The sequence below is a fragment of the Micromonospora antibiotica genome (assembly GCF_017599305.1).
Classification (GTDB): Bacteria; Actinomycetota; Actinomycetes; order Mycobacteriales; family Micromonosporaceae; genus Micromonospora; species Micromonospora antibiotica.
This window is the reverse complement of the sequence record NZ_JAGFWR010000012.1, coordinates 162,872-174,902: the sequence shown is the minus strand read 5'-3', so window position 1 is coordinate 174,902 and position 12,031 is coordinate 162,872. Positions and strand designations below refer to the sequence as shown.

Genomic DNA, 12,031 nt, shown 5'->3' with positions numbered 1-12,031 from the left:
GTGCAGGCTGACGTGAACCTCTTGATCACCGGACTGCTCCGGGGGTTTCGAGGCGGTGGCGGAGCCAGGGGACGAGGGCGGCGGCCTGGGCCTGTTGGAAGGCACGGACGGTGGGGATGCCGGCCGGTGGCGGGCGGCGGGCGCTGTCGGTGAAGAAACCGGCCAGGCCCGCATAGAAGCCGGTCAGGGTGGCGGGGTCGACATCGGCGGTGAGCGGCGACCGGCGCACCAGCGCCTCGGTGTCGTGCCCGCCGTGCAGCCGCACGTTGACCAGCAGCAGCGCCGTGTCCAACCAGGCGGGCCCCCGGCAGGCCCACGGCCAGTCCACCACGGTCACCGCACCGTCCGCGTCGATCAACAGGTTGTCGGCCCGCACGTCCAGGTGGCACAGGGTGTCGCCGGTCAGCCCGGCCAGCCCCCGGTCGGCCGCCGCGCACAACTCGACCAGGTGCGCGGCGACCCACGGGTCGAGCCGGGGCGGCGGGTCGGCGGCGATCCGCCGCCAGCCGGCGAAGTCGTGGGCCAGCCGCTCGGCGGCGGTCGGCACGTCCGGCACCGGGCTCGGGGTGAGCGTGTCGGCCAGCGCCTCCAACGCGCGCAGCACCGGGTCGAGGTCCGTGGGCCGCCACGGCGTGTGCGGGTGCCGGCCGTCGACATCGGTGAGTACGAGCGCCACCCACTCACCGTCGTCGTGACAGCCGAGCAGCCGGGGCGTCGGGGCGCACCGGGGCAGTGCGGCCGTGTGCCGGGCCTCGGCGCGGTGCATCCGGGGGGTGTCCGGGTTCTGCGCCGAGCTGACCGCCTTGACGAACGCCCGTCGCCCGTCGGCCGTCAGCACCCGGTCGGCCGTGCCGGGGGAGTATCCACCGGGCTGGGAGACCGCTTCGACCACCCGGTCACCGACGATCCGTTCCACCGCCTGCCGGACATGCCCGGGCAGCTCATCCCACCCGATCCTGCCCCCACCCGCGTTCGCATCCGCCATCCCCCAACCCTGGCGAGCACCACACACCCCAGGCAACCCGATTACCCCACCCACCCCACGCACCGCCCCACCCCGCCCTCGCTCCTTCCCCGTCCCGCGCCCCGTCCCCGCCCTCGTCCCGTCCCCCCAGCCCTCGCCCCCTCCCGCCCTGCCCTCCCCTGCCCCGTCCGCGCCCTCGTCCCCTCCCGCGCCCAGGTGATCAAGAGGTTTGCGTCACCCCGCCGGCCCGACCTGACGCAAATCTCTTGATCACCCGCCCACCCCCACCGCTGTTTTCGGTGATCAAGAGGTTTGCGTCATTCCGGCCGGGTGGATTGACGTAAACCTCTTGATCACCGGGGCGGGGACGGGGCGCGGGCGGGGCAGGGGAGGGCAGGGCTGGGGGCGGGGCTCGGCTGGGGCATGGGTTGGGGTTGGGGGGGAATGCGGGCGGGACGGTTCTGGGGAGGAGTGACGGATGAGGGGTCCCACCGGATTGACCATCGGTGTGCTCGGCTCGTACGGCGGTCGGAACCTCGGTGACGAGGCGATCCTCACCGGTCTGCTGGCCGACCTGCGGGAACAGGAGCCGAACGCCCGGATCATCGTGTTCTCCCGTAATCCGGCGCACACCGCGCTGGCCCACCCCGACGTCGAGGCGGTGCCCTGGGAGGGCGTGAGCCGGGTCGACTCGGCCGAGGTGCTGGCCCAGCTCGACCTGCTCATCCTCGGCGGGGGCGGCATCCTGTACGACAAGGAGGCCCGCCGCTACCTGCGCGTCGTGCGGGTCGCCCAGGAACGTGGGCTGCCCCTGCTGACGTACGCGGTGGGGGTCGGGCCGCTCAACGACGGGGTGGACACCGGCATGGTCCGGGAGACGCTGGCCGGGGCGACCGAGGTGACCGTCCGGGATCAGGAGTCCCGGATGGTGCTGGAGGAGGCCGGGTTGCTCAACCCGATCACCGTCACCGCCGACCCGGCGTTCCTGTTGGAGCCGGAGGACTTTCCGGCCCGGCTGCTGCGCGAGGAGGGGGTGCCCGCCGGCAAGCGGCTGGTCGGGCTGAGCGTCCGGGAGCCGGGGCGGGCCGCGGAACGACTCGACGTCGACGGGTACCACCGGTTGCTCGCCCAGATCGGCGACTTCCTGGTGCAGCGGATCGACGCGCACGTGCTGTTCGTACCGATGGAACGCGACGACATCCGGCACTCGCACGGGGTGCTGTCCCACATGATCGCCGCCGACCGGGGGCGCATCCTGCACGGTGACTACTCGCCCCGGCAGGTGCTCGGCCTGATGAAGCACTTCGACCTGGCGGTCGGCATGCGGCTGCACTTCCTGATCTTCGCGGCGATGGTCGGCACCCCGTTCCTGCCCCTGCCGTACGCGGGGAAGGTCTTCGACCTGGCCCAGCGGCTCGGGGTGCCGGCGCTGCGCGGCGTGGAACGTGAGGTGGAGGGTCCGTTGCTGGCGGAGGTCGACCGGCTCTGGGACGAACGGGACTCCCGCCGCGAGGCCACCGCCCGCCGCGTCGCCGAGGTGTGCGACCAGGCCCGGGGCACCTCCCAGGTCACCCGGGCGGTGCTGGACGGTCTGCGTTCACGCACCCTGGCCCGGATGGCCGCCTGACCGGCGGGCACGCGGCCCGGATGGTTGCCTGATCGGCGGGCGCGCGGCCGGGATGGTTGCCTGATCGGCGGGCGCGCGGCCGGGATGGCCGCCTGACCGGCGGGCGCGCAGCCCGGACGGCCGCCTGATCGGCGGGCAGGCGGCCCGGATGGCTGCGTGATCGGCGGGCGCGGCCGGGATGGTTGCGTGACCGGCGGGCAGGTCGGTTCCCGGCAACCGGGGTGGGGTCAGAGCACGGGGCCGCGCCAGCGGTAGCGCCACTGGTCGCCGGCCGACTCCAGCTCGTAGATGTGGGCGTCGGCCAGCCCCTGCGGGCCGAGGTGGTGATGGGTCAGCGGGGGCCGGTCGTTGCTGTCCAGCTCGACGTCGACCGCCTCGCCGTCAGCCGGGCCGTCCGCCAGGGGAATCCGTACCGTCGAAGACATGCGCCCATCCTGCCAAGCCGGCCGCCGGGCCGCAGGGTTTGCCGGGACAGCGGGACGGCTCCGACGGTCCGGACCGCGCCGGTCGGCCGGCCGGGTCGGGGTGCGGGTATCGTCCGCTGATGGCGGAGATTCAGATCGACCCGACGCTCGCTCCGGTGTTGGCCCGCACCGGTGACGAGCGGGCGGTGCTCGACGCGTTCCTCGACTTCCACCGTGCGACCGTGCTGCGCAAGGCACGGGGCTTGACCGACGCCGAGGCGTCCCGTCGGCTGGTGCCGTCGGCGACCACCCTGGCCGGCATCCTGCGGCACCTCACCCTGGTCGAGCGGAACTGGTTCCCGTTCCTGCTCGCCCCGGCCCCCGGCGACGTCTTCCCCACCTCCGAGGAGGACGCGGCGGCCAGCTTCGCCCTGCTGCCGGGGGAGCCCCTCGACCAGCTCACCGACGGCTACGAGCGGGCGTGTGCCCGGTCCCGCGAGTTGGCCGCCCGGTTCCCCCTGGACCATGTGGTCGCGCAGCCGCAGCTCGGTGAGGTGTCGCTGCGTTGGATCATGGTGCACATGATCGAGGAGACGGCCCGGCACGCCGGGCACGCCGACATCCTCCGTGAGCTGACCGACGGCAGCACCGGCGCGGTCTGACCCCCTGCCTGAGCACGACGTCAGCCGGTCCGGCGTGGGCCGGGCGTGGCGGGGAACAGCCCGGTCGGATACTCCATCCCGTCGTGGGTGCAGGCCGCCGCAGCGACCCGGGCGGCGTACCCGGTGGCCGGCAGCAGCGCCGCCCCGCGCAGCCGGGCGGCGATCAGGCCGGCTGCGAAGGCGTCGCCCGCCCCGTTGGTGTCGACCACCGCACCGGGGGCCGGTCGCCCGGGTGGACGTCCGCGCCGTCCGCTCCCCGGGTCACCACCACCGTCCGGGGGGCGAGCGCCGCGGCCACCGCCGGGGCCCGGTCGCCCAACCGGACGCCGCTGACGAAGACCAGGTCCGCGGCCTCGGCGAAGGGCCGGTGGTACGGGTCGTCGCCGTCCCAGTCGTGCAGGTCGGTGGAGAGCAGCACACCCGGGGCCAGCGCGGCGCGCAGCGTGGGCAACCGGCCCCGGACCCAGTCCATGATCGAAACGTGGATGTGGGCCGCGCCGCCGGCCAGCGCGGCCAGTTCGGCGCGCGGGAACGGCGGCTCCCCACGCCACGGTCGGGGGTCGTAGAGCGCCATCCGGCGGCCGGCCGGGTCGACCAGGTTGACCGACCGGCGGGTGCCCCCGGGATCGTCGGCCAGCACCGACCGGATGCCGGTGCGGGCCAGCGCGGCGCGGACCACGTCGCCGGCCGGGTCGACCCCCAGCACGTCGACCACGGTCACCGTCAGTCCGAGCGCTGCGGCGGCCAGCGCCACCCCCGACCCGGTGTTGCCGACCCGCAGCTCGATCCCGGGAACGGTGACGGAGTCGGCGAGGGGCAGCGGCAGCGCGGGCACCCGGGTGCGGATGTCGACGCCCAGCCCACCGACGACGAGCAGGTCCACCATGGCGTCGACGGTAACGGTGCGCCGCCGCCTATCCTGGCCCCCGGGCGTCGACGAGGGGGAAACTGTGCTGGTCGTCCACGGGGTGTGGCTGGTCGGGGCCGGTCTGGCGGTGTGGGCGGAGGATTCCACCCGCCCGACGCAGGTGCCGCGCCGCCCCGGCCGGGCCCCGCGCGAACGCCCCCACCCCTTCGCCGCCGAACCGGCCGCCCTGTGCGCGTTGTTCGGTGACCGCCCGGCCGACGCCGTGCTGCTCACCCTCCCCACCCGGGCCGGTGCGCCGCTGCACTCCCCGGAGCTGGTCCCGGCCACCGTCGGGGAACCGGTCCGCGGCCCGGTCACCCCCGCCGCCTGGCGGACCCCCGCCCTCCGGTACGCCCCGGACGACGCGTTCGCCCTGCTGCGTACCCTCGACGGGCTCGACGCCGTGGTCGGGGCGGGCCTGCGGCACCTCGCGGAGCTTGCCGACTTCGCCGCCGACCTGGTGGCCCGGGGCCGGTTGCTGCCCGGTGTGGCCGACCGCCCGACGGGGGAGGTGCCCCGGTCACCGGCGGGCCGGCGGGCGGCCGGCCGGTCGGTGCCGTCGGCGGGAGCGGCGGTCGGATGGGCGGTGTGGCGACCCCTGCTCACCGGCGCGGACGCCGCCTGGGCCCGGTCGTTGGCCCTGGCCCTGCCGCCGGCCACCCGGGCCGCCGTCGACACCCCCACGCCCACTTCCCGCTCCCGTTCCGGGTCACGCCGGCCGACCGGCCTACGGTCCGAACCCGGGGAGGTGTCGCCCGGTTCCGGCACCACCACGGCGGCCCGACCCGGTGTCGACGTGCCGGCCGGGGCCTGGTCCGGTTCCGACGCGGTGGCGGGCGCGCGGTCCGGTCTTGCCGTGGTCGGGTCGGCAGGTCTGGTCGCCGACGCGGTGGACCTGCTCACCGATGCCGCCGCCCGCCGGGTGCTGGCCGACACCGACCTGGTCCGGGGCGGTCGGCGCGACGGCGCGACGGCCGCTTGGCTGGCGGCCCTGACCGGGCCGCAGCGGCGTTTCACCGCCGAGCCCACCGCGTTGGCCACCCTCCGTACCGAGCTGGACGCCTGGCAGCGCGACGCGGTGGGCGGCCCGGTCCGGGCCAGTTTCCGGCTGGTCGAGCCGGCCGACGACGAGATCGTCGAAACCCTGACCGTGGTGCCGGCCGACCCGTCGACCGTCATCGGGCAGGGTGGACGGTGGCGGATCGAGTTCGGCCTCCAGGCCGCCGACGAGCCGGGCCTGCACGTGGCAGCCGGTGACATCTGGCGGACGCCGGAGCGGTTGCCGGCGCTCGCCGGCCGGTGGAACGACCCGCAGGAGACCCTGTTGGCCGAGCTGGGCCGGGCCGGGCGGCTCTGGCCGGAGCTGGACGAGGCGTTGCGCACCCCCGCCCCGGAGCAGTTGGAGTTGGACGTCGAGGGTGCGCACCGGTTCCTGCGTGACGGCGCACCGGTGCTGCACGCCGCCGGCTTCGGGGTGCTGCTGCCGTCGTGGTGGCGGCGGCCGTCGGCGCGGCTCGGCACCCGGTTGCGGGCCAGCAGCCGGACCGCCCCGGGCACCGTCGCCGCCACCTCCGGGGGGCTCGGGCTGGACGCGCTCGTCGACTACCGATGGGAGGTGGCGCTCGGTGACGAGACGGTCGACGCCGACGAGCTGGCCGCCCTGGCCGCGATGAAGACCCCGCTGGTGCGGCTGCGGGGCCGGTGGGTGGAGCTGGACCCGAAGCGGCTGGCCGCCGGCCTGCGACTGCTGCGTTCCCCCGGCGAGCTGACCGTCGCCGACCTGCTCAAGATGGGCCTGACCGGGGCGGACGACCCGGAGGCGCTGCCGGTGCTTCAGGTGACCGCCGACGGGCCGCTCGGTGACCTGCTGGCCGGGCAGGCCGAACGGCGGCTCGTCCCGCTGGACCCGCCGCCCACCTTCCAGGGAACCCTGCGGCCCTACCAGCGGCGCGGGTTGGCCTGGCTGGCCTTCCTCCAGTCGTTGGGGCTCGGCGGGGTGCTCGCCGACGACATGGGGTTGGGCAAGACCGTGCAGCTGCTCGCCCTGCTCGCCGGGGACCGACCGGACGCCGGACCGACCCTGCTGGTCTGCCCGATGTCGCTGGTCGGCAACTGGCAGCGGGAAGCGGCCCGGTTCACCCCCGGGTTGCGGGTGCACGTGCACCACGGCGCGGACCGGGCCCGGGGAGCGGAGTTCGAAGCTGCGGTGCACGCCGCCGACCTGGTGCTCACCACCTACTCGGTGGCGGCCCGGGACGCGGTCGCGTTGGCGTCGGTGGGCTGGCACCGGGTGGTGGTCGACGAGGCCCAGGCGATCAAGAACGCCGCCACCCGGCAGGCCGAGGCGGTCCGGGCGCTGCCCGCCCGGCACCGGGTCGCCGTCACCGGTACGCCGGTGGAGAACCGGCTGGCCGACCTCTGGTCGATCATGCAGTTCGCCAACCCCGGCCTGCTCGGCCCGGCCAGCAGCTTCCGGCAGTCCTACGCGGTGCCGATCGAGCGGCACGGGGACGTCGACGCGGCGGCCCGGCTGCGCCGGATCACCGGCCCGTTCGTGCTGCGCCGGCTCAAGACCGACTCCTCGATCATCTCCGATCTGCCGGAGAAGCTGGAGATGGAGGTGGTCTGCAACCTCACCGCCGAGCAGGCGTCGCTCTACCGGGCGATCGTCGACGAGATGCTCGCGAAGATCGAGTCCAGCGACGGGATGGAACGGCGGGGCCTGGTGCTGGCCACCATGACCCGGCTCAAACAGGTCTGCAACCACCCCGCCCAACTGCTGCGCGACGGTTCACCGCTGGCCGCCCGCTCGGGCAAACTGCAACGGTTGGAGGAGATCGTCGACGAGGTGCTCGCGGCCGGCGAGAAAGCCCTGCTGTTCACCCAGTACGCCGAGTTCGGCGCGCTGCTGCGCGGCCATCTGTCGGCCCGCTTCGGTCGCGAGGTGCTCTACCTGCACGGCGGGGTGGGCAAGGCCGACCGGGACGACCTGGTCACCCGCTTCCAGTCCCCGGACGGACCGGCCCTGTTCGTACTCTCCCTCAAGGCCGGCGGTACCGGGCTCACCCTGACCGCCGCCAACCACGTCGTACACGTCGACCGGTGGTGGAACCCGGCGGTGGAGGACCAGGCCACCGACCGGGCGTTCCGGATCGGCCAACGGCGACGGGTGCAGGTCCGCAAGTTCGTGTGCGCCGGCACCGTCGAGGAGAAGGTGGCCGCGATGATCGCCGACAAGCGGGCCCTGGCCGCATCGGTCGTGGGCAGCGGCGAACAGTGGGTCACCGAGCTGTCCACCGGGCAGCTGCGGGAACTGTTCACGCTGGACGCCGGGGCGGTGGTCGAATGACCCCCCGGCGTGCCGGACCCCCCGCCGACGGCCCCGGCACGGCTGATCCTGACCCGGTCGGGTCGGGGCCGACCGGTCCGGCGGCGGAGGGCTCAGGGGTGGGGGGCGCGTTCGCCGACTTCGGCCCGCCGCGTCGGGTCGACGGCGGATTGCGGGCGCGCAGCACCCGGGGGGCGATCGGGGTCTCCTGGTGGTCCCGGCGGTTCCTGGAGGTGCTGGAGTCGTTCGCGCTCGGCACCCGACTCACCCGGGGCCGGGCGTACGCCCGCCGGGGGCAGGTGCTCCGGCTCGACGTGTCACCCGGGCGGGTCGAGGCGAGTGTGCAGGGCTCCCGCCCCCGGCCCTACCCGGTGGTCATCACCCTGCCGCCGTTTCCGGAGGCGCTCTGGGCCCGGGTCGAACGCGAGCTGGCCGGTCAGGCGTTCTTCAGCGCCCGGCTGCTCGCCGGTGACCTACCGGCCGAGTTGGAGGAGCTGTTCGCCGGTGCCGGTGCGCCGTTGTTCCCCGACTCGGTGGGGGAGCTGACCCAACGCTGCGGGTGCCCCGACTTCGCGGTGCCGTGCAAGCATCTCGCGGCGACGTTCTATCTGCTCGCCGAGGCGTTCGACGCCGACCCGTTCCAACTGTTGCACTGGCGGGGCCGCAGTCGCGACGCCCTGCTGGGCCGGCTCCGCTCCCTGCGCGCCGAGGCGGTCGACCGGCCGCTGCCTGCCGGGGCGGTCGGGTCTTCTCCGCCCGCCGTCGTCGACCCTGTTGCCGGGCGGCAGGGTGCCGGATCGGCGAGCGGGCAGGCCGGTGTTCCGGCGTCGGGCGTACCGGACGCCGGTACGCCCGATCGGACGTCGGGGCCCGGGTCGTCGGTGGTGGAAGGGGTGGCATCCGGGCCACCGGGCGCCGTGGCGGGGGCGGCCCGGGTGCTCGCCGACCTGCCCGACGCACCGCTCACCGAGGCGGTGGACCGGTTCTGGCTGCCGCCGGTGCCGTTACCGGACCGGCCGCCCATCCTGGCCACCGGTCCGGAACTGCTGCTGCGGCAACTCGGCTCGCCCGCTGCGACGATCGGCGGCCCCGGCCTGCTGGAACGCCTGCGCCGGGCCTACCAGGCCCTCGGCCCGTCCTGACCAGTGGTCCGCCCCGACCCGTGACGGTTCATGGTCGACACCAGTGGGGCGATGTCGGGGTGTCCCCGTCGCGTCGACCCCGCACCATCGCCACCCTGGTGTCGACCATGACGCGGGTCAACGCCAGCGGTGCCGGAAATGCCACATCAGGCCGGTGTTGGCTGCCACGAGCACGACGCACGCGGCACCGGCCGTCCGTCCGGCCACGACGGTCATCGCGGGCAGCGACGCCCACAGGATGACGGTCAGCAACATCAGCCAGCGTCCGCGCCGGGCCCGGACCCGATGGTCGAGTCTCGCGAAGAACTTCGGGTCGCTCTCCCGGAGCTGCCGGGTGATCTGTTCGAATCTGCGCTGATCCTCTTTGCTGAGCATGGCGGTGCCTTCCCCTCACGGCTGTCAGCGGTTCGGCGGCTTGTCAGCGGTTCGGCGGCTTACCCGCTCCGGCTGCGGGTCACGCCCTCCTGCTGCTGCTACTTTCGGTCCCACCCACCAGCCGAAAGGGACAGGCCGACCGAAGGCGCACCCGGCCGACCGAACGACGCAGACCGGTCGACGGCACCGCGACAGACCGGCCGACACCGGGCCCGGCCCGCCTGGCGGACGGGCGCGGCGAGGCTGCGGGTGGCCCCGGCCCGGCGTGCGGGTGGGTGGGCCGGGTGAAACCGGGCTGCGGGGGCGTTCGGTGACTCTTCGCGCAGGCTTACCGGTGGCTTAAGTTTCGCTGTGCCGGTGAACGTCGGATGCGGTGACGCGTACCGCTGCGTCGTGACGGCCGGGCTGCCGACGGACACGTCGTCCCTGCTGGGGACGCCGCTGGCCGACCGGGGTGTGGCAGCCCGGCTGACCGGGGTGCTGAGCTGCGGCTTAAGTGGCCGCCGGGGCCGCCGCGACCCGCCTTGAAGGCGCCGCACCCCTTGGCTACCTTCCCCGCAACGACTCCTCCGGCAGCCGCCGCCGCACCCCTGCCCGCCCCCGGCCGCAGTGGTACGACGCATCGAAAGAAAACGGGACCGGTACATGGCCGACCAGAAGGTGCCACCCCGCCGACCGCACGCCACCGACGAGAGTCGTTCCGGCGCACCCTACGGCGAGCCGACCGCCGGACCCCCGCCGGTGTCCCGGGGACCACAGTGGGTGGGGCCCGAGGGGTTGGGTCGGCAGGCGTTCCACCAGCCGGCCGGCACCGGACTACCGCACCTGGACGACGACGGCGACGACCGCGACCGGGTCGGCCGGCGGCGCGCACTGGTCGCGCTGGGCGGCACCGCCGCCGTGGTGGCGGGCGGCGCGGCGCTGGCGATGAGCCCCCAGGTGCGTGGTCTGTTCGGCGACGACGCCGCCGGGGACGCCACCGGCGTCACCGCCACCGACGGCACCCCGGCCCGCCCGAGCGGCCAGCAGCCCAGCACGGTACGCACCTACACCGAGCAGAACGAGAGCTACATGGGCTCCCGGGCCGGTGCGGCGCTGAAGAAGAACTCGCCCAGCGGGGGGCGGACCTTCTCCGGCCCGGCCGACGCGGCGGCGCGGACCCCGGTGACGGTGCGGACCGTGCTGGCCAAGGATCCCGTCCGGCACCTGGCCGGCCGGGCCACCTTCGGGGCCACCCCGAAGGTGCTCGCCGACATCAGGCGGATGGGCATCGACGCCTGGGTACGCCAGCAGCTCGACCCGGAGAAGATCGCGCCGAGCGCCGCCGAGCTGAAGCTCGGCGAGCTGCCCACCCTCAAACTGACCAGCCAGCAGCTACGCGACCAGCGGGAACAGCTCAACGCGCGGGGCGCGCAGCCGGAGCGGGAGATGGTCGACGGGACGCTGGCCCGGCAGATCTGGTCGGAACGGCAGCTGTACGAGGTGATGGTCGACTTCTGGAACGACTTCCTGCACGTCGCGGCGGACTTCGACGGCGGTGAGGCGTACCGGAACTCGTTCGACCGGGACGTGGTCCGCAAGCACGCCATGGGCAGCTACCCGGACATGCTGGTGGCGGCCAACAGGCACCCGGCGTTGCTGCTCTATCTCAACCAGAACGACTCCCGGGCCGACGCGGTCAACGAGAACCTGGCCCGGGAGAACCTGGAGCTGTACTCGGTGGGGGTCGACGGCGGCTACACCGAGAAGGACGTCCGGCAGGCCGCCCTGCTGCAGACCGGCCGGGGCGTCGACGACGGGCGGTACGTCTTCCGTCCCGAGCGGCACTACCGGGGCAAGGTGAAGATCCTCGGCTTCAGCCACCCCAACGACTCGACCGACCCGAAGAAGGCCGACCAGGTCATCGACGCCTATATCACGTACATCGCGTTGCACCCGTCGACCGCCAGGTACGTGGCCCGCAGCCTGGCCACCCGGTTCGTCTCGGACACCCCGCCGAAGTCCCTGGTGGACCGGCTCGCCAACATCTACACGGTCAACAGGGGCTCGGTGAAGCCGCTGCTGATGTCGCTGTTCAGCTCGTCGGAGTTCTGGGCGGCGGTCGGCCAGAAGGTACGCCGGCCGATGGAGTACCTGGTCGCCACGTACCGGACGCTGGGCGTCGGGCCGCAGGCCGGGCCGGGCTTCCGGCAGGGCGACAGCAAACGCACCGCCTTCGCCCAGGGGCTACGCCAGATCCACGACAAGCTGCGCGAGCTGGGCCAGTACCCGATGGGCCAACCCACCCCCGACGGCTACCCGGACGTCTACGTCGCCTGGACGTCGGCCGGCACGATGGTCAACGGCTGGAACGAGGCGGCGGAGCTGATCGCCGGCCGTCGTACCCAGTTCACGTACACCCGGCCGGAGAAGCTGGTGGCGAAGCCGCCGCCGACCGCCGGGGCGTACGTGGACGCGTTGGCCCTGCGGCTGGTGCACCAGAAGCTGTCGGCGCGGGAGCGCACCCTGATCCTCGGGGTGGCCGGGGTGTCCGCCACCGCACGGGTCGACGCCACGTTCGACGGGGCGATCGCCGCCGTCGCGCGGGCGATCCTCGCGTCCCCCCAGCACCACCTGCGGTGA

General features: G+C 74.3%; 10 protein-coding genes. 5 read left to right on the top strand and 5 right to left on the bottom strand.

Going from position 1 to position 12,031, the window contains the following annotated elements; translation table 11 throughout:
* Positions 1–25: 25 nt before the first annotated feature.
* Positions 26–985: a phosphotransferase gene (locus JQN83_RS20810; RefSeq protein ID WP_208568805.1), complete on the bottom strand. Its 960-nt coding sequence runs from the start codon at positions 983–985 to the stop codon at positions 26–28.
* A gap of 457 nt (positions 986–1,442) precedes the next feature.
* Here JQN83_RS20810 and JQN83_RS20805 point away from each other — a divergent pair, with 457 nt between their 5' ends.
* Complete coding sequence (locus JQN83_RS20805) at positions 1,443–2,591, top strand: polysaccharide pyruvyl transferase family protein (RefSeq protein ID WP_208568804.1); 1,149 nt, start codon at positions 1,443–1,445, stop codon at positions 2,589–2,591.
* Between the two features lie 227 nt (positions 2,592–2,818).
* Here JQN83_RS20805 and JQN83_RS20800 read toward each other — a convergent pair whose 3' ends face one another.
* Positions 2,819–3,016: a DUF8847 domain-containing protein gene (locus JQN83_RS20800; RefSeq protein ID WP_208568803.1), complete on the bottom strand. Its 198-nt coding sequence runs from the start codon at positions 3,014–3,016 to the stop codon at positions 2,819–2,821.
* A gap of 119 nt (positions 3,017–3,135) precedes the next feature.
* Between JQN83_RS20800 and JQN83_RS20795 the strand changes: the two genes are divergently transcribed.
* Positions 3,136–3,657 (top strand): DinB family protein, encoded by a 522-nt coding sequence (locus tag JQN83_RS20795; protein WP_208568802.1) that lies wholly within the window; start codon positions 3,136–3,138, stop codon positions 3,655–3,657.
* Between the two features lie 20 nt (positions 3,658–3,677).
* On the opposite strand, the gene JQN83_RS33225 is transcribed toward JQN83_RS20795, so the two are convergent.
* Both JQN83_RS33225 and JQN83_RS20790 read right to left on the bottom strand, forming a co-directional pair.
* Positions 3,678–3,866, bottom strand: coding sequence for a PfkB family carbohydrate kinase (locus tag JQN83_RS33225; protein WP_307799497.1), 189 nt, complete (start codon positions 3,864–3,866; stop codon positions 3,678–3,680).
* The gene (locus JQN83_RS20790) at positions 3,821–4,543 is read right to left on the bottom strand and encodes a carbohydrate kinase family protein (RefSeq protein WP_244252854.1); all 723 of its coding nucleotides are present in this window, start codon (positions 4,541–4,543) and stop codon (positions 3,821–3,823) included. Before JQN83_RS20790 ends, JQN83_RS33225 begins: the two co-directional genes overlap by 46 nt.
* 64 nt (positions 4,544–4,607) lie before the next feature.
* Between JQN83_RS20790 and JQN83_RS20785 the strand changes: the two genes are divergently transcribed.
* Complete coding sequence (locus tag JQN83_RS20785) at positions 4,608–7,913, top strand: DEAD/DEAH box helicase (RefSeq protein WP_208568819.1); 3,306 nt, start codon at positions 4,608–4,610, stop codon at positions 7,911–7,913.
* A gap of 98 nt (positions 7,914–8,011) precedes the next feature.
* The gene (locus JQN83_RS20780) at positions 8,012–9,034 is read left to right on the top strand and encodes an SWIM zinc finger family protein (protein ID WP_307799494.1); all 1,023 of its coding nucleotides are present in this window, start codon (positions 8,012–8,014) and stop codon (positions 9,032–9,034) included.
* A gap of 117 nt (positions 9,035–9,151) precedes the next feature.
* Here JQN83_RS20780 and JQN83_RS20775 read toward each other — a convergent pair whose 3' ends face one another.
* Positions 9,152–9,409 carry a DUF3040 domain-containing protein gene (locus JQN83_RS20775; protein WP_208568800.1) on the bottom strand — a complete coding sequence of 86 codons (258 nt, stop codon included), beginning with the start codon at positions 9,407–9,409 and terminating at the stop codon, positions 9,152–9,154.
* A 645-nt stretch (positions 9,410–10,054) separates the two neighbouring features.
* Between JQN83_RS20775 and JQN83_RS20770 the strand changes: the two genes are divergently transcribed.
* Positions 10,055–12,031 carry a DUF1800 domain-containing protein gene (locus JQN83_RS20770; protein WP_208568799.1) on the top strand — a complete coding sequence of 659 codons (1,977 nt, stop codon included), beginning with the start codon at positions 10,055–10,057 and terminating at the stop codon, positions 12,029–12,031.

Coding starts and splice junctions, on each gene's coding strand:
- JQN83_RS20790 (WP_244252854.1), bottom strand. CDS start 4,543: ATGGTGGACCTGCTCGTCGTCGGTGGGCTGGGCGTCGACATCCGCACC.
- JQN83_RS20770 (WP_208568799.1), top strand. CDS start 10,055: ATGGCCGACCAGAAGGTGCCACCCCGCCGACCGCACGCCACCGACGAG.
- JQN83_RS20810 (WP_208568805.1), bottom strand. CDS start 985: ATGGCGGATGCGAACGCGGGTGGGGGCAGGATCGGGTGGGATGAGCTG.
- JQN83_RS20775 (WP_208568800.1), bottom strand. CDS start 9,409: ATGCTCAGCAAAGAGGATCAGCGCAGATTCGAACAGATCACCCGGCAG.
- JQN83_RS20795 (WP_208568802.1), top strand. CDS start 3,136: ATGGCGGAGATTCAGATCGACCCGACGCTCGCTCCGGTGTTGGCCCGC.
- JQN83_RS20805 (WP_208568804.1), top strand. CDS start 1,443: ATGAGGGGTCCCACCGGATTGACCATCGGTGTGCTCGGCTCGTACGGC.
- JQN83_RS20800 (WP_208568803.1), bottom strand. CDS start 3,016: ATGTCTTCGACGGTACGGATTCCCCTGGCGGACGGCCCGGCTGACGGC.